We start from the raw sequence: 21,968 nt of genomic DNA on the forward strand, positions 1-21,968 counted from the left end.
TGCCATGAGCGCTTCATCCAATAGCCGGAATGACCGGAATAGCCGGAATGACCGGAATAATCTCATAATTAAATTACTGAATGATTGATGAAGGAATAAGCATGCATTCTTACCTGACGTTTTCCGCCGAAGTTCAGGCTGCCAGAGTATCTGGCAAGCCAGTTGTTGCGCTGGAATCTACTATTATTTCGCATGGAATGCCTTATCCGCAGAATGTGCAGACGGCACGCGCGGTGGAGCAGATTATCCGTGATGCCGGGGCAGTGCCCGCCACTATTGCCATCATGAATGGCAAAATCAACATCGGTTTGTCTGATGCTGAGCTGGAGTTGCTGGGACAATCCGCCGATGCAATGAAAGTCAGTCGTCGTGATTTGCCTTATGTGTTATCGAGTCAGCGTCTGGGCGCAACCACTGTCGCGGCTACGATGATTTGCGCCGCACTCGCGGAGATTAACGTATTTGTGACCGGAGGAATTGGCGGTGTGCATCGCGGTGCTGAAACCAGCTTTGATATCTCGGCAGATTTACAGGAGCTGGCGCAGACGTCCGTTGCCGTGGTGTGTGCCGGCGCCAAATCCATTCTCGATCTGGGATTAACGCTGGAATATCTGGAAACGCATGGTGTGCCGGTGGTCAGTGTCGGACAAGAAGAGTTTCCAGCGTTCTTTACGCGCCACAGCGGATTTCCGGCGGATTTCCGTCTGGATACAGCCGAGCAACAGGCCAGCTTCATTCATACTAAATGGGCTCTGGGTCTGCGCGGTGGCGTAGTGATTGCTAATCCGGTACCTGAGGCATCGGCGATGCCGCAGCATGAAATTGAGCAGATGACAGTACAGGCGTTAAGTGAGGCGCAACAACAAGGGGTTGTCGGTAAAGCAGTCACCCCTTTTCTGCTGTCGCGTATCAAGCAACTGACAGGTGGACGTAGCTTGGAAACGAATATTGCTCTGGTAAAAAATAATGCTTTGCTGGGAGCAAAATTAGCGATTGCTTTACACAATTGTCACTGAGTGCCACGGTCAATACCACTGACTGAAGGGAATTGGGGATGACTAAGCAATGATAGCCCGAATTCAGGGATAAAAATATCCCACGTGATAGCCTGCCGCTTTTAATTTGGGCAATTCAAAATAGAGTTTGATATTTTGTTCTGTGCCGGAAGCAAACCCTTTACTGATATCGGTAGGGTCTGCAAGATAATCTGCGGGAGCAAAGGCGCGTTGTAATACCGGCTTATCTTTTGCGTCGTTCAGAGTCAATTCCACCACCGGCCAGGTTTGCACGGTGCTGCTGCTGTTTTGTAACTGTACCGCCAGCAGGAACAGATTTTTTTCTGGGGCTATCGACTGTAGTTCATTCGATTCCATCGAAATCTGATCAATCTGCATTGGCAATCCAATCTGGCAATGGATTGCCTGGCAAGCCTGCACCAGCAACGGTTTGGCATCCGGAAACCGGGCGGCAATCTGTACCCGCATCAAATAAACCGTTTGAGCCAGTAACAGCGGCAACAGCAGAAGACTCAATACCAGCATCACAATACGGGTCACACGATGGCGGCCTTTGTTTTTTTCTGCCTGTACGACAAAAGCAGGTAAATGTTCTTCCTCGTCAGCCGCATCATCAGACTGCGCTGGCTGACTGCCAATATCGCCGGTAGCCGTATTCGCAGAGTCGCTGACAATATCGCTGATCGAGTCCTGATCTGCCGTGACGGCGGCACCTGTTGTGGTGTGGTCGCCGATATCACTGATATAAGGTTCACGATTATCTGTCTCCGGAGCCAGCGGTGACGCAGGTGAAGCGTCCAGTTTCTCACTGCGAATATCGCCAAGCGATGGTTCGTTGGCGGTATGGGCAGCAAATGGCATTGCGTCAACAGCATCGCCGTCGGAGACCGACCAGTCCACAGTAGGTTGGTTCATCAGCGCGGCGCGGGTTTCCAGCTCGACTTGCGCTAAGGTCGCCTCGTCAGACAGGGGCTGCGCTCCTAAATCACCCAGGTCAAAATCCAGCGAGGAAGACGATATAACAGATGTGCTGTCTTCGGCGGGAAGTGCAGATTCTGCGGTAACCGGTTTGACGATTTTCAGTGCGCGTGGCTGCGGCGTTGTTGCCGATTGCGCAGATGTTTCTGTTGATGCGTTTGTCGCCGTATCTTTTACTATCTCTGCTGTTGTATCAGCGATGACAGAACTTGCCTGCTGATCGCGTAATTCCGACGCGACTGGAGGATTTTCCGTGGCGGATACTGCGGTCGCGACAGATGCTTCTGCAACTACTGTGTCAGTTGTTGCATCAGTCGTTGCAATTGTGGCTGCAGCAGTTTTTGCCGCAGTTTTCGCGATAGTTGCCGCAGGTGTTGATACTGTTACTGGCTGTGCTACTGGCGCTGGCGCGCTCAGGTTTTCCAGCGGAATCAGATGTTCAATACCATTGAAGGTTTGATTGCACGAGCCACATCTCACCAGACCTGCATGCAGCTTCAATTGGTCGTTAGCGACCTTGAAGGTAGTCTGACAATGCGGGCAGCGGGTGGCGAGTGCCATGATTTATTGCGGTAACTGACCGGCCAAAGCGACCCAGCCTTCGTGCTCTGCCCAGACGGTGAGTGTGATAAATGGTGCGTAAGCAGCCGCGACTTCTTCTGCCTGACGCGATAAAACGCCGGACAATATCAGCGACCCACCAGCAGCAACACGACCTGCCAGCATCGGTGCCATCAGCTTTAACGGGCTTGACAGAATGTTGGCAACGACGACATCAAATTTTTCTGTTGCAGGATGCGTGCTACCAAATGCTTCTGGTAAAGCATATTCAATGTCACATTGATTACGCTCTGCATTAAAACGAGCCGATTCTATCGCTTGCGGATCAATATCCACGCCAATCACTGAGCTGGCGCCAAGCTTGCTGGCAACCATCGCCAAAATGCCGGAACCACAGCCATAATCGAGCACTGAGCGCTGTTGCGGCGCATGCGCTTCCAGCCATTCCATGCACAGACGGGTCGTTGGATGGCTACCAGTACCAAACGCCAGACCTGGATCAAGTTCCAGGATCAAGGCATTGGCATCCGGCGCATCGTGCCAGCTGGGAACGACCCAGATATTTTTGCCGATGTGAATAGGCGCGAACTGTGATTGCGTCAGACGCACCCAGTCCTGCTCTTCGACAGAGCGCAAAGTGTAGGCTGGTGTAGCACTCAGACCGATGTCCGCCGCCGCAGCAGCAACCAGCGCCGCATGATCGGCATCCGTATCTGCCAGGGCAACGACGCGGCTGCGATCCCATGCATTTTCATCCGGCTCCATGCCTGGTTCGCCAAACAGCGGCTTTTCGGCCTCAGTTCCTTCGTCGGCATCTTCTACCGAAACAGAGAGAGCACCAGCTTCCATCAGAGAATCCGATAAAGATTCTGCATGGTCGCGCGCTACTTCAATGACAATTTCTATCCAGCCCATATCACTACTCTTTCATCCCGCGCCACACTGTGTTTTCAGTGCGGCTACGGTCAACGTTACTTGTTTTTCTTGGACAAATCCGGCATATCAGCCAGCTTGTGCTCCAGGTAATGGATGTTAGTGCCGCCTTCGATAAAGCGGGCATCAATCATCAATTCGCGGTGCAGCGCAATATTGGTCTGTATACCTTCTACGACCATTTCTGACAAGGCAATCTGCATGCGGCGAATTGCTTGATCGCGCGTTTCACCATAAGCAATCACCTTGCCAATCATGGAGTCATAATTCGGCGGTACGAAATAACCTGCATAGGCATGCGAATCAACACGGATACCAGGTCCACCCGGTGTATGCCAGGAGGCGATGCGTCCTGGTGACGGGATAAACTTGAATGGGTCTTCTGCATTGATACGGCATTCAATGGCGTGGCCTTTGAGGGTGATATCGCTTTGCTTGAAGCGTAATTTCTCATTGAAGGCAATGCGAATCTGCTCCTGCACAATATCGACACCGGTAATCATCTCGGTCACCGGATGCTCAACCTGAACACGGGTATTCATTTCGATGAAATAGAACTCACCATTTTCATACAGGAATTCAAATGTACCCGCGCCGCGATAGCCGATTTTGCGGCAGGCTGCAGCGCAGCGATCGCCAATTTTTTCGATGATTTTGCGTGGGATGCCAGGTGCAGGCGCTTCTTCGATCACCTTCTGATGGCGACGTTGCATGGAACAGTCGCGTTCACCGAGCCAGATCGCGTTGCCATGCTGATCGGCCAGAATCTGGATTTCCACGTGACGTGGATTTTCCAGGAATTTTTCCATGTACACTTCAGGATTGCCGAATGCAGCACCAGCCTCGGTTTTGGTCATGGTCACAGCGTTCAGCAAGGCCGCTTCTGTATGCACCACTCGCATCCCGCGACCGCCGCCGCCGCCGGCAGCTTTGATGATGACCGGATAGCCGACTTTGCGCGCTGTTTGCACGATGACTTTGGGATCATCCGGCAAAGCACCTTCAGAACCTGGAACGCAAGGCACGCCTGCTGCTATCATGGCGTGTTTGGCGGATACTTTATCGCCCATCAGACGAATCGATTCGGCACGTGGGCCAATAAAAACGAAACCGGATTGTTCTACGCGCTCTGCAAAATCTGCATTTTCTGACAGGAATCCATAACCAGGATGAATCGCCTGTGCATCAGTCACTTCAGCAGCGCTGATGATGGCGGGCATGCTGAGGTAACTCAGATTCGAGGGCGCCGGGCCGATACAGACAGATTCATCGGCGAGTTTGACGTATTTTGCTTCACGGTCGGCTTCGGAATGCACGACGACCGTTTTGATGCCCATTTCGCGGCAGGCGCGCTGGATGCGTAGCGCGATTTCGCCACGATTGGCGATAAGAATTTTTTCAAACATGATTTAACTTTGCTTTGGCAAGGGTTACAGCTTGCGTTGCCTGACTGCGGTGCCGACATGCGCCGGCATTTGCCTCGGTCTGGCGCACAGGCCAGATTTAGCCAATCACGAACAGAGGCTGACCATATTCCACAGGCTGACCATTTTCAACCAGAATCTGTTTGATCGTTCCGGTGAAATCGCTTTCGATTTCATTGAGGAGTTTCATTGCTTCGATAATGCACAGGGTTTCACCGCTGTTAATATTTTTGCCAATGTCGACAAAAGGTGCGGAGCCTGGAGCTGAGGAGCGATAGAACGTGCCTACCATCGGGGATTTCACGATGTGTCCATCAGGTACAGCAGGTGCTGCGGCGGCAACCGGTGCGGCAGCTGCCATCGGTGCGCTGGGCTGCATCATCTGTTGTGGCTGCTGCATCATGACAACTTGATTTTGGGGCATCGCAGAAGATTTAACGATGCGGACTTTACCTTCACCTTCGGTTACTTCGAGTTCGGCGATGTCCGATTCTGCGACGAGGTCGATCAGGGTCTTGAGTTTTCTTAAATCCATGTGGAATCCCCTTAAAAAAGTAGTTCTGAATTAACGGAGGCGTACAGAAGATCAGTCTGAAAAAATGCTGTCTTGTGTTGCCAATTTTTGGATTATATACGATATAAAACGACAATTCATGAAAATTGCCAGAAGAAGCGAGAATTTAAATGTGTTAAATATTTTAAATGCTTTAAATATTTTTCAGGGAGAAATCAATTGCCAGACGATATCCATCGGTACCCAGCCCGCAAATCACGCCTTTGGCTATCGCAGACAAAAATGAATGATGTCTGAAGCTTTCTCTTTGATGAACATTGGAGATATGAACTTCAATGAAGGGGATGGCAACGCCAGCCAGTGCATCGCGTAAGGCGACACTGGTATGTGTCAGTCCGCCCGGGTTAATAATGATGGCATCAATGTGTTCCAGGCGTGCGGCGTGGATGCGATCGATCAAAGCGCCTTCATGATTGCTTTGAAATACAGCAAGGCTGGCACCAGCAGCCTTTGCCTGATCCTGCGCTGCCTGTTCTACCTCGGCCAGTGTGGTAGCGCCGTAGGTCGCGGGTTCGCGGGTACCTAGTAAGTTTAAATTAGGGCCATTCAGCAGCAGCAGTTTGCTTGCCATAGTCGCATTCAAATTGACGAAGATGGCCGCATTTTGCCGCTAATGACTACAGATTGGCAAGGAAAAATCGACTTACTTTGGTTTTTCCGCAGAAAATTTGGCGATGTCCGCTCGTAACTCGTCCATCTTCAGCCTGCCCAGATAGCTCTTGGCGACCCTGCCATCGGCGGTAATCAGTACAGTAAAAGGCAGCCCGCCTGCCTGATTCCCCATTTGTCTGGATAATTCGCTGCCATCCATGCCGGTGACGAATAATGGATAGTGAATCTGATATTTTTTTGAAAACTCGGCAATATTGCTGGGGCTGTCGATACCTAGTCCCAGAATTTGTACGGATTTGCCTGCCATTTCCTGTTGCAAGGCAGATAGTTCCGGCATTTCCTGTACGCAAGGTGCGCACCAGGTTGCCCAAAAATTAACGACCAGTAATTTGTTTTTCCATTGCGTTAATGCCTGTTGTTTGCCGCCGCTGTCAGGCAAAGTCTTGCTCATCAGTTGTTTGACAGCGTTGGCTTGCGGTGAGTCTGGTGTGGCCTGACTACTGGCCGTGTACATACCCAGACCGGCAAACAGCGCTCCCACCAAAGCAGAAAGACCGATAAGTCGTTTATTCATGATGTTTCAGAACCTTTGCTATGGATGATGTTGATGGTGCAGTTGATGTTCATGACGCTCATCATGTGATGTGCGTCAGTCGCCTGGCGTGTCAGGTGCAGCCTCGAGTAACGCTTTGACGGCCGCCAGATTCGCGCGTTCTGTACTTTTACCGTGACCGCTACGGATGGCATCCTGCTCATGCAAAATCAGATGTACTCCGTCATTTTTGTGCATGAAACTCAGGGTTTCTATGCTTTCGTTGCGATGATTGAAACTTTCTGATACTTCAAACTGGATATCTTTATTCAATAAATAGATGGCAACATCTTTGGTGTTGTCAGTATATAAATGCAGATAAATATCAGAGTGGTTGCCAGCCGTACCATTGAGTACGGAGCCCACCAGATACGGATTAAAGCGTTCCAGTTCTTCCATCAGCTCAATGGCTAATTGGCGTAAATGCAATAATCTCTGCGGCTGTGTATCACCGAAAAATAATTCATTGTATTCGCGCACTTCGTGTTCTATCTGGGCATTGTCCGGCAGAACATCGCCTTTCATCTTCTGGTTCCCCAGCAATTGCCGGGCGGCTTTTTTCTTGGCGGAAGCGTAGTCGGCACCGTCTTCTGCAATCATGCGCGCTGCCAGCGCAGCAATTTCTGCACGCAGGTTTTCGGCTTCATTGGGTGTGTGAATCATCATGCGGGCATGATAACCCAAGCGCTCATTGCCTGCCAGATGCCCGACAGACGCCTGGCTGATACTTGAATATCGCTATATTCTGATGACGACAGACTGCGTGTCGCCTAGGGAAACCGGGCAGCACTCAGGTAGAATTGCGGGATTCTGAATTTGAGTCCAATTATGCATATTCATATTTTAGGTATTTGCGGCACCTTTATGGGCGGGTTGGCAGTGCTCGCCAAGGAAGCCGGACATACCGTCACCGGTTGCGATGCCAACGTTTATCCTCCGATGAGCACGCAGCTCGAAGCGCAGGGCATTACCCTGACACCGGGTTTTGGTGCAGAACAGGTTGCACTGGAGCCGGATTTGTATGTGATTGGCAATGTGGTTTCCCGTGGTAATCCCTTGATGGAAGAAATTCTGAATCGCGGTTTGCCTTATGTGTCTGGCCCGCAGTGGATGGGCGAGCATATTTTGCGTAATAAATGGGTGCTGGCCGTTGCCGGTACGCATGGCAAAACCACGACCTCTTCCATGCTGGCATGGATACTGGAATACGCCGGTTATGCTCCGGGTTTCCTGATTGGCGGCGTGCCGCTGAATTTTGGCATTTCAGCTCGTTTGCAGGGCGCGCAGGCATCCGATTTTTTTGTCATTGAGGCAGATGAATACGATACGGCTTTCTTTGACAAACGCAGTAAATTTGTTCACTACCATGCCAAGACCGCGATTCTGAACAATCTTGAATTCGATCATGCAGATATTTTCCCTGATATCACCGCCATCGAAACGCAATTCCATCATCTGGTGCGCACGGTGCCCGGTATTGGTCGTCTGGTCGTGAACGGCGATGAGGCATCGCTGAAACGTGTGATGCAGCGCGGTTGCTGGAGTGAAAAAGAATATTTTGGCAAAGATCAGGACTGGCATTTGCAGATGCAAGACGGAGAAGACTTTGATGTCTATTTCCGGCAAGAATGGCAGGGCAGAGTGGCGTGGCAACTGAATGGCGCGCACAATCGCCAGAACGCGCTGGCAGCGATTGCGGCAGCGCGGCATGTCGGCGTCAGCCCCGCCATTGCGATTGCCGCATTAGCCGAATTCAGAAACGTCAAACGGCGCATGGAGGTGCGCGGCGTTGCCAATGCCATCACGGTGATTGATGATTTTGCGCATCATCCGACGGCAGTAGCAACGACGATTGAAGGTTTGCGACGTAAAGTCGGTAACGCCCGCATTCTGGCGGTACTGGAACCGCGTTCGAATACCATGAAGCTGGGAACGATGAAGCAGGCGCTGCCCGGTAGTTTGGTACAAGCTGATCTGGTATTCGGTTTTGGTGCTCTGGAAGGAAAAGATGCACTGGGCTGGGATCTGGCGCAGGCATTATCGCCGCTGGGCCAAAAGGCAAGTGCGCATAGCGCGTTACCGGCGCTGGTGGACGCGATTGTTGCACAGGCCAGGCCGGGGGATTATGTGCTGGTCATGAGTAACGGCGGTTTTGGTGGTGTGCACCAGAAAATTCTGGATGCCATCGGCGCGACGTTGCGGGATGAGGTTGTGGCAGGATGATTTTATATCTGCACGGTTTTCGTTCTTCGCCGCAATCGTATAAAGCGCGTGTTATGGCAGAGCATATGCAATCGCTAGGGCGTGCCGACGAATTTTTTTGCCCTGACTTGTCGCCATCACCGGCTTTGGCAATTGCGCAGGCGGAAGCAATACTGGCAACAATCACAGACCAGAACGATCTGGCACGGGTGACGATCATCGGCTCGTCGTTGGGCGGCTATTACGCCACCTGGCTGGCGGAAAAATACGGCTGCAAAGCCCTGCTGCTAAATCCGGCAGTCAAGCCGCCACGCGATCTGGAATCCTATGTCGGTGTGACCACGTATTACCACAGCGATCAGATATTCGAGTTCAAATCTGAGTATGTGGCTGAACTGCGGGCATTGGCCGTCGCCAGCATTACGCACCCACAGCGCTATTTTCTGATTGCCGCTACAGGCGACGAAGTATTGGACTGGCGCGAAATGGTGGGGCATTATCCGCAGGCGAAGCAATTGGTCATTGAGGGGAGCGATCACGGCATAGCAGAATTTGCTGACTATCTTGATCAAGTCATGGCATTTTGTGATGATGCGTGATCTTGATCGACGACAACTGCACAGGCCAGTGCGGCATACCAGCATTGCGCAATGGTTTGATCATGTGCAGGCAGTCGAATGTCGACCGCAGATGCAGGATTGGCTGAGTAACCGCGATTCGCTGACGGCGCGGCTGGTAGCATGTTGCGGACATTTTCGCGTGCAGCGCTTGTCGCAGCACAAAGCCGTGTGTTTGCAGGATGAGTATGCTGAGGTGGGCTTGGCGCGCCGCAGTAAAGTGGTGGAGCGTGAAGTGTTATTGCGTTGCGATGGCGAAGCCATGATTTATGGCCATACCATCGTTCCCTTGCAGGCAAACGCCAGCCAGTGGCCCTTGTTTCAGACACTCGGAGAGCGTTCGTTGGGGACTACTCTATTTAACGATCACCAGGTGCGTCGAGGTGCGCTGTCATATGCCCGCTTGCATGCCAGTCATCCGCTGATGCAAAGGCTGCGCCGTATCTTGCCTGACATGCAAGCCAGCGCGACGTTGCCAGCGCGACGTTCGTTATTCTGGCGGCAGGGAGCCTGTCTGCTGGTGACAGAAGTATTTTTGCCAGCGATCGGTTCGCTGACACCGAAAGAGAAGTGATATTGCAGGATACTGGTAGGGAGTATTTTTATTGCTGCTTTATTTTATGGTGAGAACAGGCTGGTTTTTACAGATACTCCCCTTAAATGCTCAAAAAATAGCAAAAAAATGGCAAAAAAAAGCTTCTGGAATGATGTTCCACGGTATTCATTAATTCGATGTTTTTTTTAAGAAGTCTTGAATGAATTTATTTTTTGAAGAATCTGGTGATTTCAAAGCAGGCTCCGTGTTGTCCCAGGCCGGAGAAGCCTATCAGGTCGAACTGGCCAGCGGCAAACGCAGCAAAATCAAGGCAAAGGACGTCTTATTGCAATTCACCAGCCCTGATCCGCAGTCGCTGATAGAGCAAGCGCGAGCTGCTGCTGCCGAGATTGATCTTGAATTTTTATGGGAAGTTGCTGGTCAGGAAGAATTTGGTTTCAACGAGCTTGGTGCCGAGTATTTTGGACATGCGCCACAGCCAGTCGAAGCAGCGGGATTGATTTTTGCCCTGCATAACGCCCCTGTGTATTTCTACAAAAAAGGGCGTGGTCGTTATAAAGCTGCCCCAGAGGCCTCACTAAAAGCAGCCCTGGCAGGTATAGAAAAGAAAAAGCAGCAATTGCTGGTGCAGGCATCGTATGTTGAGCAACTGCGCAACCACCAACTGCCAGACGCACTCAAATCGCTGGCCTTGCAACTCTTGTTTAAGCCCGATAAAAACAGCATCGAATACAAAGCGCTGGCTGAAGCCTGCGATGTGATGCAGACATCAGCACAAAGCCTGATGCTGGCAACCGGTGGCATCAGCAGCCCGAAACATTTGCATCTGGCGAAGTTTCATTTTGAAAATTTCCCGAAAGGCGTGGGCTTTCCGGCGATTACCGTTCCGGCATTACCGACGGATTTACCAGTGGCAGATGTACAGGCATTTTCGATTGATGATGTCACCACAACCGAAATCGACGATGCCTTCTCGGTGACAGAACTGGATAATGGACAGCTAAGAATCGGTATTCATATCGCCGCGCCGGCGCTGGGTATACAGCGCGGTGATGCGATCGATCAGATTGCCCGTTCACGCATGTCCACAGTCTATATGCCGGGCGACAAAATCACCATGCTGCCGGATGCCTTGGTGGACGCTTATACACTCGGTGCCGGACAGACGCGACCTGCTTTGTCGCTGTACGCCACGCTGAATAGAGATGACTGGTCCGTGATCAGCACCGAGACCCGCGTTGAGGCCATCCCTATGGCATCGAATCTGCGACACAACGATCTTGATGCCTTGGTGACAGAAGAAAATCTGGCCAACGATGCCGGAGAGTATCCACACAAAGCAGAGATTGCCCACATCTGGAAATGGGCGCTGGAACTGGAAAAAGGCCGCATGGCTAAACGCGAAAGTTTCGGCATGAAACCGGAGCAGACTAACCGTGTGGATTTCAATTTCTATGTTGAAGACGATGTGGTCAGCATCGTCCGTCGCAAGCGTGGCGCGCCGTTGGACAAGATGGTGGCGGAATTGATGATTTTTGCCAACAGTACCTGGGGCAAGCTTATGGCCGATCATGGCATTCCCGGTATTTATCGTGCTCAGGGCGTGGCTGGTGGCCGTGGTCCGGGTGGCTGGACTGCGCGCATGCAGGTGCGCATGTTGACGCACGCCGCGCCTCATCAGGGCTTAGGTGTTGATCAGTATGCATGGAGCACCTCACCATTGCGTCGGTATACCGATCTGGTCAACCAATGGCAGATCATCTCATGTGTCCAGCATGGTATTACAGCGCCTTTGGTCGCGACATTCAAACCCAAAGACGCTGATTTGTTTGCGATTGTCTCGGCATTTGATGCTGCGTATTCTGCCTACGGTGATTTCCAGAACAACATGGAGCGCTACTGGTGTCTGCGCTGGCTGGCTCAGGAGCAGATGCGTCAGGTCGATGCCGTGGTGCTCAAGGACGAAGTATTGCGTCTGGTGGATATTCCGCTCATCATCCGACTGCCTGGTATGCCGCAGACTGCACGCGGTGCGCAGGTCAGGCTCGATATTTTGGGCTGGGACGAAGTGGATCTAACCGTGGAAGCACGCTTGCTGGAAGTGCTCAATACCGTCACTGAACTGGGCGATGACGAAGAACCAGATGCGTCAGGGCATGAGCAGCAAGGTGATCAGGAAGGCACCTCTGAAAACATTGCAGACAAGCTCGATGATGAAGCAGTCACCGATGTCATCGAAGATATGTCCGCTGCCGAAACCCCGCTATCCGGAAACGTTGCGGATACCACTGATACCAGTGATGGCAGTGCCGGCGACGCTCTCAGTGACACACTCAGCGACCAATCAGAACCAACCGAACCAGTGCCAACAGAGTAATGAAAAAGCCGACGGAAAAAGCCGCGAACCCGCCCATGAAATCCCTGTTCGACAATCTGATATTGACGGTTGCCGTGATGATCTCATTGGTACTGCATGCCGCCTTGTTGCTGCTGCATTTTACTGCGCCTAAACCCGCAGAAACCAAAGCGGCCGATCCGGGGCTGGAAGTCATTTTAGTCAATGCCAAGCACGATAAAAAGCCGCTGAACGCCGATGCATTGGCGCAAGCAGATCTTGATGGTGGTGGCGCACATGACAGCGGGCGTAGCAAGTCCCCGTTGCCGGATATGCGTAAAACTGAAAACGGTGACAGCGTAGCGAATGCCACCCGCAGGATCGCTGATCTGGAACAGCAACAGCAGCAACTATTGGATCAGGCCAAACGCAAGGAGTTATTCAGGCTGCCGCAGCAAGAAAAAAAACGTCTGGATAACAGTCGCCAGCCCAATACCGGTCGTGACGACCAGGACACAGCACAGGCCCTGGCACGCATGGCGGCTGAGATTGCACAGACGATCGAAGACCAGAATAAACGCCCACGTAAAACCTTCATCACACCGAGCACACAAAAAGTAGGCTATGCGATTTACTACAAAGCCCTGCAAAAGAAAATCGAAGATTTCGGTACCCTGAATTTCCCGCAAAAAGAAGGAAAAAAGCTGTATGGCGAGCTGATTGTTTATATTCCGATTTTTCAGGATGGCAGTATTTATGAAAAAGACGGCGGGCCAAGAATTGAAAAATCCTCAGGCAGCAAGGCGCTGGACAATGCGGCTTTACGCATCATCCGCAAAGCTGCGCCGTTTGGGCAGTTTCCACAGAATATGCGCTCGAATGACAAAGACGATTTATGGGTTGTGATCACGCGTTTTAAATTTACTCGTGACCAACAATTAGAAACTGAATTACGTGGAAAAAAAGAATGAGTTCTCCCACCCCAGCCAGTACAGATGCCTACGTTGTGATTGGCAACCCGATTGCACATAGTAAATCTCCCGCCATTCATGCTCACTTTGCAGCGCAGACAGCGCAGCAGATGGACTATCAACGCTTGCTCGCACCACTCGATCAGTTTGCTGCGACCGTCCATACTTTTATTGCTGCTGGCGGCAAAGGTGCGAATGTGACCGTACCTTTCAAGCTCGAAGCATTTGCGTTGGCAACCGAACTCACGCCGCGCGCGCAGGCAGCCGGAGCGGTCAATACCCTGAAATTCGATGGCGAAAAAATACTCGGTGAAAACACCGATGGAATTGGTATCGTCATGGACATCGTACGCAATGCTGGGTTTGCCTTGCGTTCCAAACGGGTATTGCTATTAGGCGCTGGTGGCGCCAGCCGGGGAGCATTATTGCCGTTGCTGGAGCAACAGCCTGCTGAGCTGGTTATTGCCAATCGTACTGTTGCCAAGGCACAGGAGCTGGCTGCGATGGCTACTCAGTATCTGCCGGAAGCGGTTGTACACGCGAGTAGCTTTCATGATCTGGATGGACATTTTGATGTCATCATTAATGCAACTTCTGCCAGCTTGAATGATGAGTTGCCGCCTTTATCTGCGACCTTGTTCTCTTCAGCGACACTGGCTTACGACATGATGTACGGCGCCCAGCCTACCGCGTTTTTGCGCTTTGCCGCTGAACATGCAGCACAGTGTCGCGATGGTTTGGGGATGCTGGTCGAACAGGCGGCCGAAGCTTTTTCCCTGTGGCGCGGCGTGCGTCCGGAAACCGCGCAAGTGCTGATGACTTTGCGTGCCGAACTGCAAGCCAGTGCGGTGGCCTGATGAAATTCTTGCGTCGTATTCTGTTCTGGATTGTCGTATTGCCGCTGCTATTGTTTTTGTTATTGCAAACCTATTTTCTGGTGCAGATAGTCTGGTGGACAGATCACAATCCTTCATCGACGAGTTTTATGCGTCACCAGCTGGATGTCTTGCAGGAAAAAAATCCGGATGCCAGATTGCAGCATAAATGGGTTCCCTATAACCGTATATCCACTCATCTGAAACGTGCGGTAATTGCTTCTGAAGATGACAGCTTTGTCGATCACGAAGGGGTCGACTGGGAAGCCATGCAAAAAGCGTATGAAAAAAATCAGAAGAAAGGCAAAGTAGTCTCCGGTGGTTCGACAATCACCCAGCAACTGGCAAAAAATCTGTTCTTGTCCGGAGAAAGAAGTTATCTGCGTAAAGGTCAGGAGCTGATCATCACGTATATGCTGGAGTGGTGCATGGACAAAGAGCGGATACTGGAAATTTACCTGAATGTCGTTGAATGGGGCGTTGGCGTTTTCGGCGCTGAGGCTGCATCCCAGCATTACTATGGTATCAGCGCTGCGGCGCTTGGCCCGGCGCAGGCAGCCAGACTGGCGGTGATGTTGCCCAAGCCACGATTTTTTGACAAACATACAGGTTCGTCGTATTTACAAAGACGTACTGAGCTGATTTTAAAACGGATGAATAGCGCGGAGTTGCCATGACACTACACTCTCAACGTGGCATCAGCCTGATCGCAGTATCGGTTATTTTCATGCTGATCGGACTTATCTCTATGGGGGCGTTATATACGATGCGCTATGGCCATTTGCCGATGCAGGATACCTTGAATAAATGGGGGAAATCTGCAGATGTGATCGGCAAAGAATTGAAAAATGTCAGTGGCATCACCGACAACAATGCCGGAAATAATACCAACGCTAATAATGCCAACGCCAATGCATCCGGATCAGGTATGCGCAATGCTGCAACCGTCAGTTCCGGTGTAAAACGTTGCACGATTAACGGTAAAACGGTTTACTCGGATATCGAATGTACCGACCATAATCCGACGACACGCGAATTGAAGCTGCACGACACTCAGGGTTTTGTGCAGACAAAGCCGGCACAGGAACAAGCTGGTAGCGACAGTACTTCTGAGCAGGAGATGCGCCTTAAAATGCTGGACAAGGCAATCAATCAGTCTGCCAGATAATTCTTTTAGAACTTACGCAAAACTGCCCCGGCGGCGTTATTGTTCCTTGTTGTACAAGCACTTATCGTATAAGCACATCATGCCCTCGTCGCCATGCCTTGCTGGGACAATGTTGCGTAAGTCTTATTATTTGAGTCTGTTCAAGTTGCTGATCAAGTGATTGATTAATAGTTGCTTGAATGTTTCTCCGTCAACAAACAGGTTTACAATCCAGCCAACTTGTTTGCCACGCTTTTTCCGGAGTCGTTCCATGATTAATGTTTTTGTTTTGCACAATGGTCGCTTGAGCCAGATTAATGTAGAAAACCGTGCGGATCTTGAAAATACCTTGCCGATCTGGGTCGATCTGACCGATCCCAATGAAGAAGAACGCGAGTGGGTCAAGAGCATTTACGGCGTTACCTTGCCTGGTGAAGATGAAGTAAAGGATATCGAAGCCTCTGCCCGTTATTACGAAGCAGATAATGGCGATCTTCATTTACGCACCGATTTTCTGATTGATGAAGATGGCGATGAACAACCGGCGCAAACAGTGACAGTGGCATTTATTCTGGCGCGTGACATTTTGTTTTCGGTCCATACTATTGATTTGCCCGTGTTCCGTTTAGTACGTATGCGCGCCCGTTCCAGGCCCGGTTCTATCGCCGATTACAAAGATGTTTTGCTGGATTTGTACGCGACAGATGCAGAATATTCTGCGGATGCTCTGGAGGGCATTTATCAGAATCTGGAAGATGTCAGCCGTTCCGTATTGCAGAAAAATTTCAGCGATCAGGATGCCGCCGCCGCTCTGAATTCGATTGCGCAAGAAGAAGATTTGAACGGACGTATCCGCCGCAATATGATGGATACCCGCCGCGCAGTCAGCTTTCTGATGCGCGGTCGTTTATTGAATGCGGATCAGTTTGAAGAAGCGCGCCAGATTCTGCGTGATATTGAATCGCTTGATGGTCACACGTCATTCCTGTTCGATAAAATTAACTTCTTGATGGATGCCACCGTGGGTTTCATCAACATCAATCAAAATAAAATTATTAAAATTTTCTCAGTTGCCAGCGTCGCTTTTCTGCCGCCAACCTTGATTGCCAGTATTTATGGAATGAATTTCAAAGGCTGGTTTCCGGAGCTGGAGTGGGAACTCGGCTACCCATTCGCCTTATTGCTGATGGTCGCCTCCGCCATTACACCTTTCTGGTATTTCCGTCATCGTGGGTGGTTGAAATAACATGGCGGCGCTGGGATTGAATCATTACAACCTGCGCTCCAGTCGCGAGATGATGCAGGTCTTGTGCAATTTTTATTGCGATTATCTGGGACTGGCAATTGGCCCACGTCCCTCATTAGGTAGTTTTGGTTACTGGCTCTATGCCCGCGATCAGGCTGTCTTGCATCTTTCAGAAACCCGCACCGGAGAAGTCCGGCAATCTGCACTTCAAACCAGCTTCGATCACGTTGCCTTCACCTGCACCGATATACCAGCGATGCTGACCAGATTAAAGCAGGACGGCATCCCATACCGGCAAGCAGAAGTGCCTGCTGGCCAAGGTTTCTCCAGACAATATCAGGTGTTTTTTCGCGACCCGGCAGGAAACGGTATTGAACTCAATTTTTCAGAGTAGTAGCAGTACTCTCAACAGATCAGAAACATGTTGTTCAGCAGGATTGACGCAACGCAACGCAACGCCGCGCCGCGCCAGCGGCGTGATGGCCCCTTCGTACAAGCACGTTACAAACTCGAAACAGGTCGGGTAAGCGTTCAAAAAAGTCCAGAACAGATACAGAATTTCGTTGCCACGCCTTGCTTTGGTAATTCTGCGGAAGTCCTGTTCAGTTGAGTTTTCTTCAAAATAACGTTGCTGATATTTTATTGGATTACACCAATTCTGTTCAATGAAAACACCTCAGCCGTCTCTCTCTTGTACCCGTTGTTGCTATAGACAGATCGGCTGTTTTTGCATCTGGACGAGATAGGGGAATTAATGCGTACCTTCGTCAATTTTGCCGCTGAGCCAGGCTTGTTTCAGTTTGTCGTCCACTGGGCTGTGACCTATCCAGATTTTTAACAGGGCACTGTAAAACAAAGGGTCTTGTATTGGTGAGCCAAACTTTTTGCCATTATAAAAAGCGGTTGCGCCAGAGCCTGGTATCCAGTCCATATTGATGATGTCGCCTTTCTTCATGTCAGGCAATAATGCAAAATTCTGACCAAAGGCCAACATGGAATCGACCAGTTTGGTGCGTTCGTTGAGATCAGCATTTTTTTTGATGCCATCCATAAAACGCTGGCCTAATTCTTCACTACGCAAATCTCTCAATATCACCAGGCTGACTCGTTTTGCACCGGGTAAGGCTAATATTTCCGGCGCGCTGTTTTTTTGTTCAGCCAGATACAGTGCAGCAACATATACCTTAAAAAACACTTTATAGCGGATACCTGCACCGTTTAATTTTAAGGTTTGATTTGCTACTTGTGCAGTGTCATCGATCTTGACACCGCCTATTTCTGCCGCATTGCTGTGTGTTGCGATTAACAGTGCGCTGAGTAGGGAAAAAAAGATAGATTTAGTAAAGCGGGTAGCAAAATTCATAGTCTCTCCGTTGGCTGGATATATAGATTTTAAAATTAGAACGATCGTTTTATTTTTATTATCTAAGAGTAAAGCGAAATCAGAACACTGGCAATCACCGTGATCGTAAAACGTAGAATAAGCAGGAAGGGTGTTGTAAAACGAAGAAACCGGGAGCGTGCAAAGCGGTATGTCATGGCACGATAAAATCTTCAATACAATTTATTTTATGCGTATTGATGTGGGCAATCACTGGATAACTCGGTGATTGTTTGATTGCCTGAGCGGGGTGACACATCTCAATGCCATGTATATTAAGTTTGATACCACGGTGTTTTTAACTAAGGATCACACTGATGCACATGGCATTGTATTTGATGTATTGATGTCAGTTAATTTCTATTAATGCGCCTCTTCCCAGTTTTTCCCTATACCGACTTCCGCCAGCAAAGGCACGTGCAGCTGCGCCACATTCGCCATCAGTTCTGGCAATTTTTTGCGTACCAGTTCGAGTTCAGATTCCGGTACTTCCAGCACCAGTTCATCGTGTACTTGCATGATCATTTTCGATGCCAACTGATCTGTCTCAAGCCAGTTTTGTACCGCGATCATCGCCAGTTTGATCAAGTCGGCAGCAGTGCCCTGCATAGGCGCATTAATCGCTGCACGTTCAGCGCCCTGACGGCGCGGGCCATTCGGGCTGTTGATTTCTGCCAGCCACAGTCGCCGTCCGAACACTGTTTCGACATAGCCATGAGCCTTGGCTTTGGTGCGGGTATCGGCCATGTACTGGGCAACGCCAGGGTAGCGCTGAAAATATTTGTCGATATAGCTTTGTGCCGCCGCACGTTCTATGCCGAGATTGCCGGCGAGGCCAAACGCACTCATGCCGTAGATCAGACCGAAATTAATGACTTTTGCGTAGCGTCGTTGCTCACTCGTGACATCATCCAGGGCAACACCAAAAATTTCAGCGGCAGTGGCTTTATGCACGTCTTCGCCATCGGCAAAGGCTTTCAGCAAGCTGGCGTCACCGGAAATATGCGCCATGATGCGTAATTCGATTTGCGAATAGTCGGCGGAAATAATCACATTGCCGGGTGCCGCGATAAAGGCTTCGCGGATACGTCGGCCTTCTGCCGTGCGTACCGGAATGTTTTGCAGATTCGGATCGTTCGAGGCGAGTCGCCCGGTCACCGCAACGGCCTGCGCATAGTTGGTATGCACGCGACCCGTCTGCGCATTCACCATTTTCGGCAGCTTGTCGGTGTAAGTGGATTTGAGTTTTGCCAGTCCACGGTATTCGAGCAATACTTTGGGCAGCGGGTAATCTTCCGCAAGTTTTTGTAAAACTTCTTCATCTGTCGATGGTGCGCCGGACGGTGTTTTTTTGACGACAGGTAAACCGAGTTTGCCAAAGAAAATCTCACCAAGCTGTTTGGGCGAATTCAGGTTGAACGGTTGCTCCGCGAGTTCGTAGGCATTTTGTTCTAACTCCAGCAAGCGCTTGCCGATTTCATTTGACTGGGTGGCGAGTAAGTCTTTATTGATCAGCACGCCGTTGCGTTCTATCTTTTGCAGGACGACCGAAGTGGGTAATTCTATGTCGTGATAAACGCGTTGCAAGCTGGCGTCTGTTTCTATTTCTGGCCACATCGCCAGATGCAATTGCAGCGTGATATCAGCATCTTCTGCGGCATAGTCTGTTGCCCGTTGCAGCTCCACCTGATCGAAACAGATTTGCGCCGCACCTTTGCCACAGACATCTTCAAAGCTGATGGTTTTTTTGCCGAGATGGCGTAGCGCAAGGCTGTCCATGTTATGCGATTTATGCGACTCAAAGACGTAAGATTCGAGCAGGGTGTCATGGACGATGCCACGAAGCGCCACGCCATGATTTGCAAAAATGTGTGTATCGTATTTCAGGTTTTGTCCGACCTTGGCTTTGCTGTCATCTTCCAGCCACGGCCTGAGTTTTTCCAGTACCGATGCACGTGACAATTGTGCCGGTGCATCGGCATATTGATGTGCAACAGGAATGTAGCAGGCATGACCTGCTTCGCAGCACAGAGAAATCCCGACCAGTTGCGCTGTCATCGGTTCAAGCGAGGTGGTTTCGGTATCAACAGCGGTCAGACTGGCAGCGTTGATGCGCGCGATCCAGGCATCAAGCTGGGCTTCGGTTAACACGGTTTCGTAGTTGCTGACGACAGTGGCAGTAACATCAGCATGTGCAGCATCGTCATCATTGAATAAGCCAGCCTGTGCTGGTGTATTGCCTGAAGCAGTAGGGGTGGCAGAATTTTTTGCTGTTGAACTTAATGGCGTAGCACCTGCTGTCGCATCGCCGGATAACTCCCGCAGCCAGGTTTTAAAACCATAGCGTTTAAAGAATTCCAGCATTGCTTCTTTGCTTTCTTCTTTCGCAACCAGTGATTCATCAATAGAAATATGATGTGCAGATAAATCGCAATCTGTTTTAACGGTGATCAGCACGCGACCCTGCGGCAGCCACTCTAAAGCAGCACGCAGATTATCGCCGACCACACCTTTGATTTTGTCTGCATTGGCGATCACGCCATCGAGACTATCGTATTCGCCCAGCCATTTGAGTGCCGTTTTAGGACCGCACTTCGTGACGCCGGGAACGTTGTCGACAGTATCGCCAATCAGTGTCAGGTAATCGATGATACGGTTTGGCGGGACGCCAAATTTATCGAGCACGCCCGGTTCATCCAGTTTTTCGTTGGTCATGGTGTTGATCAGCGAAACGTGTGAATTGACCAGTTGTGCCAGATCTTTATCGCCAGTGGAGACGATGGTGTTCAGGCCGCGTGCTGTTGCCTCGACAGCGAGCGTACCGATCACGTCATCGGCTTCCACACCTTCCACCATCAGAATTGGCCAGCCCATCGCGGCGACGGCCTGATGAATCGGTTCTATCTGCAAGCGCAGATCGTCTGGCATTGGGGCACGTTGAGCTTTGTAGTCGGGATACAGATCATCACGGAAGGTTTTGCCTTTTGCGTCGAATACACAGGCCATGTATGCTGCCGGATAATCGTTGCGCAAACGGCGTAACATATTGATCATGCCGTAGATGGCGCCAGTTGGTTCGCCTTGAGGATTCCGCAGATCAGGCATGGCATGGAAAGCGCGGTACAGATAGCTGGAGCCATCAACTAACAACAGGGTATTTTGCATATGAGCGAGAACAGAAAAAATGTAACCAGGTTGCGCCAGATTATCGACAGAGATAAGGCGACCGCCTTAAAAGCACGCGAATCGTGGCATATGTTCACGATTATGGCAGAGTTTATCGAGTCCACCGAGAGGCTTTCGACGATACGTCCAGCAGTGACTATCTTCGGTTCTGCCAGAACGCGCCCCGAAGACCCTTATTATCAGCGTTGTGTCGATTTGTCGCGGCGATTATCGGATGAGGGATTTGCCGTTATTTCCGGCGGTGGTCCCGGCATTATGGAGGCAGCGAATAAGGGGGCATATGATGGAATGTCGCCGTCCGTGGGATTGAATATTGAGTTGCCGCACGAACAGCGTAGTAATCCGTGGCAGAACATCAGCCTCAGTTTTCGCCATTTCTTTGCCCGCAAAGTCGCATTCGTTAAATATGCTGATGCGTATGTGGTGTTCCCGGGCGGGTTTGGAACGATGGATGAGGTCAGTGAGGTATTAACGCTGATACAGACTGGGAAAACCAGACATATTCCAGTGATTCTGGTGGGCACCAGTTTCTGGAGTGGTCTGCTGGAATGGATTAAAGTGCAGATGGCAGGCAATGGCATGATCGCAGAGAGTGATCTGAATCTGGTGCAGTTGATTGATGAGCCTGCGAATATTGTGGATGCAATTTTTGCGTTTTACGAAGCCCGTGAAATTGAGCCATCGGAAGAAGAACGTCAGCGTATGCTTTATTTGTAACTGAACGCAGTCGTTGGTTCAGGTAACCTCAGGTACTTTTAGGTA

22 protein-coding genes are annotated in these 21,968 nt (G+C 50.5%); 13 read left to right on the forward strand and 9 right to left on the reverse strand.

The window, feature by feature from the left end:
- Positions 1–101 precede the first annotated feature (101 nt).
- Complete coding sequence (locus ACO0LB_RS00420) at positions 102–1,016, forward strand: pseudouridine-5'-phosphate glycosidase (protein WP_423045391.1); 915 nt, start codon at positions 102–104, stop codon at positions 1,014–1,016.
- A 63-nt stretch (positions 1,017–1,079) separates the two neighbouring features.
- On the opposite strand, the gene ACO0LB_RS00425 is transcribed toward ACO0LB_RS00420, so the two are convergent.
- The 7 genes from ACO0LB_RS00425 to ACO0LB_RS00455 all read right to left on the reverse strand — a co-directional run bounded on the left by ACO0LB_RS00425 (position 1,080) and on the right by ACO0LB_RS00455 (position 7,356).
- On the reverse strand, positions 1,080–2,555 hold the full coding sequence (locus tag ACO0LB_RS00425) for a DUF3426 domain-containing protein (protein ID WP_423045393.1): 1,476 nt from the start codon (positions 2,553–2,555) through the stop codon (positions 1,080–1,082).
- Between the two features lie 3 nt (positions 2,556–2,558).
- Positions 2,559–3,470 (reverse strand): 50S ribosomal protein L11 methyltransferase, encoded by a 912-nt coding sequence (prmA, locus tag ACO0LB_RS00430; RefSeq protein ID WP_423045395.1) that lies wholly within the window; start codon positions 3,468–3,470, stop codon positions 2,559–2,561.
- Positions 3,471–3,526: 56 nt separating this feature from the next.
- Positions 3,527–4,894, reverse strand: a complete 1,368-nt coding sequence (gene accC / locus ACO0LB_RS00435) for an acetyl-CoA carboxylase biotin carboxylase subunit (protein WP_423045397.1) — start codon at positions 4,892–4,894, stop codon at positions 3,527–3,529.
- 97 nt (positions 4,895–4,991) lie between these two features.
- Positions 4,992–5,447, reverse strand: coding sequence for an acetyl-CoA carboxylase biotin carboxyl carrier protein (gene accB / locus ACO0LB_RS00440; RefSeq protein WP_423045399.1), 456 nt, complete (start codon positions 5,445–5,447; stop codon positions 4,992–4,994).
- A gap of 172 nt (positions 5,448–5,619) precedes the next feature.
- Complete coding sequence (gene aroQ / locus ACO0LB_RS00445; protein WP_423045401.1) at positions 5,620–6,057, reverse strand: type II 3-dehydroquinate dehydratase; 438 nt, start codon at positions 6,055–6,057, stop codon at positions 5,620–5,622.
- 72 nt (positions 6,058–6,129) lie between these two features.
- Positions 6,130–6,672 (reverse strand): TlpA disulfide reductase family protein, encoded by a 543-nt coding sequence (locus ACO0LB_RS00450; protein WP_423045403.1) that lies wholly within the window; start codon positions 6,670–6,672, stop codon positions 6,130–6,132.
- A gap of 75 nt (positions 6,673–6,747) precedes the next feature.
- Positions 6,748–7,356: a hypothetical protein gene (locus ACO0LB_RS00455; RefSeq protein WP_423045405.1), complete on the reverse strand. Its 609-nt coding sequence runs from the start codon at positions 7,354–7,356 to the stop codon at positions 6,748–6,750.
- Between the two features lie 162 nt (positions 7,357–7,518).
- On the opposite strand from ACO0LB_RS00455, the gene mpl reads away from it, so the two are divergent.
- From mpl to ACO0LB_RS00510, 11 genes are all read left to right on the forward strand, one after another.
- Entirely contained in the window at positions 7,519–8,913 is a 1,395-nt protein-coding gene (gene mpl / locus ACO0LB_RS00460; protein WP_423045407.1) for a UDP-N-acetylmuramate:L-alanyl-gamma-D-glutamyl-meso-diaminopimelate ligase, read from the forward strand.
- A complete protein-coding gene (locus tag ACO0LB_RS00465; RefSeq protein ID WP_423045409.1) occupies positions 8,910–9,491 on the forward strand; it encodes a YqiA/YcfP family alpha/beta fold hydrolase in 582 nt (193 codons plus the stop codon). Before mpl ends, ACO0LB_RS00465 begins: the two co-directional genes overlap by 4 nt.
- Positions 9,481–10,083 carry a chorismate--pyruvate lyase family protein gene (locus ACO0LB_RS00470; RefSeq protein WP_423045410.1) on the forward strand — a complete coding sequence of 201 codons (603 nt, stop codon included), beginning with the start codon at positions 9,481–9,483 and terminating at the stop codon, positions 10,081–10,083. The genes ACO0LB_RS00465 and ACO0LB_RS00470 overlap by 11 nt, the downstream gene beginning before the upstream one ends.
- 181 nt (positions 10,084–10,264) lie before the next feature.
- The gene (locus ACO0LB_RS00475) at positions 10,265–12,442 is read left to right on the forward strand and encodes a ribonuclease catalytic domain-containing protein (protein ID WP_423045412.1); all 2,178 of its coding nucleotides are present in this window, start codon (positions 10,265–10,267) and stop codon (positions 12,440–12,442) included.
- A gap of 35 nt (positions 12,443–12,477) precedes the next feature.
- Positions 12,478–13,371, forward strand: a complete 894-nt coding sequence (locus ACO0LB_RS00480; protein WP_423046108.1) for a TonB family protein — start codon at positions 12,478–12,480, stop codon at positions 13,369–13,371.
- Positions 13,368–14,228, forward strand: a complete 861-nt coding sequence (aroE, locus tag ACO0LB_RS00485) for a shikimate dehydrogenase (protein ID WP_423045413.1) — start codon at positions 13,368–13,370, stop codon at positions 14,226–14,228. The genes ACO0LB_RS00480 and aroE overlap by 4 nt, the downstream gene beginning before the upstream one ends.
- Entirely contained in the window at positions 14,228–14,923 is a 696-nt protein-coding gene (mtgA, locus tag ACO0LB_RS00490) for a monofunctional biosynthetic peptidoglycan transglycosylase (protein WP_423045415.1), read from the forward strand. The genes aroE and mtgA overlap by 1 nt, the downstream gene beginning before the upstream one ends.
- Positions 14,920–15,414, forward strand: coding sequence for a hypothetical protein (locus ACO0LB_RS00495; RefSeq protein WP_423045417.1), 495 nt, complete (start codon positions 14,920–14,922; stop codon positions 15,412–15,414). The genes mtgA and ACO0LB_RS00495 overlap by 4 nt, the downstream gene beginning before the upstream one ends.
- 250 nt (positions 15,415–15,664) lie before the next feature.
- Positions 15,665–16,639 (forward strand): magnesium/cobalt transporter CorA, encoded by a 975-nt coding sequence (gene corA / locus ACO0LB_RS00500; RefSeq protein ID WP_423045419.1) that lies wholly within the window; start codon positions 15,665–15,667, stop codon positions 16,637–16,639.
- Position 16,640: 1 nt separating this feature from the next.
- A complete protein-coding gene (locus tag ACO0LB_RS00505; protein ID WP_423045421.1) occupies positions 16,641–17,033 on the forward strand; it encodes a VOC family protein in 393 nt (130 codons plus the stop codon).
- A 27-nt stretch (positions 17,034–17,060) separates the two neighbouring features.
- Positions 17,061–17,249, forward strand: coding sequence for a hypothetical protein (locus tag ACO0LB_RS00510; RefSeq protein ID WP_423045422.1), 189 nt, complete (start codon positions 17,061–17,063; stop codon positions 17,247–17,249).
- Positions 17,250–17,390: 141 nt separating this feature from the next.
- Here the strand turns inward: ACO0LB_RS00510 and ACO0LB_RS00515 are convergent, their stop codons facing one another.
- Together ACO0LB_RS00515 and polA are read right to left on the reverse strand one after the other, a co-directional pair.
- Positions 17,391–18,002, reverse strand: coding sequence for a chalcone isomerase family protein (locus ACO0LB_RS00515; protein WP_423045424.1), 612 nt, complete (start codon positions 18,000–18,002; stop codon positions 17,391–17,393).
- A 381-nt stretch (positions 18,003–18,383) separates the two neighbouring features.
- Positions 18,384–21,185, reverse strand: coding sequence for a DNA polymerase I (gene polA / locus ACO0LB_RS00520; protein ID WP_423045426.1), 2,802 nt, complete (start codon positions 21,183–21,185; stop codon positions 18,384–18,386).
- Here polA and ACO0LB_RS00525 point away from each other — a divergent pair, their 5' ends adjacent.
- Positions 21,186–21,923, forward strand: coding sequence for a TIGR00730 family Rossman fold protein (locus ACO0LB_RS00525; RefSeq protein ID WP_423045428.1), 738 nt, complete (start codon positions 21,186–21,188; stop codon positions 21,921–21,923).
- Positions 21,924–21,968 lie beyond the last annotated feature (45 nt).

Origin of the sequence: Undibacterium sp. SXout7W, assembly GCF_049339385.1 — a bacterium.
Classification (GTDB): Bacteria; Pseudomonadota; Gammaproteobacteria; order Burkholderiales; family Burkholderiaceae_D; genus Undibacterium.